The 257-nt window shown below is 64.6% G+C and carries 1 protein-coding gene; it reads left to right on the top strand.

All coding sequences use genetic code 11. From position 1 onward, the window contains the following. On the top strand, window positions 1–257 hold a 257-nt coding region (locus N7568_RS24400; protein WP_261612248.1), incomplete at both ends, for an aminotransferase class III-fold pyridoxal phosphate-dependent enzyme.

Raw genomic sequence — 257 nt, 5'->3', positions numbered from 1 at the left:
CGAGGGCGGCGTAGTGCCTGCGGACAAAGCCTTCCTGCAGGGGCTGCGCGAGCTGTGCGACCGCCACAACGCGGTGCTGATTTTTGATGAAGTCCAGACCGGCGTTGGCCGTACCGGCGAGCTGTATGCCTATATGCACTACGGCGTGACACCCGATGTGCTCTCCACCGCCAAGGCGCTCGGCGGTGGCTTCCCGGTGGGAGCGATGCTGACCACCGACAAATTTGCCCGGGTAATGACCGTCGGCACCCACGGCA

Source organism: Paenarthrobacter aurescens, from assembly GCF_025421775.1.
GTDB lineage: Bacteria > Actinomycetota > Actinomycetes > Actinomycetales > Micrococcaceae > Arthrobacter > Arthrobacter aurescens_B.
The sequence above is the reverse complement of the archived record's forward strand: the minus strand, read 5'-3'. Positions and strand labels throughout refer to the sequence as shown.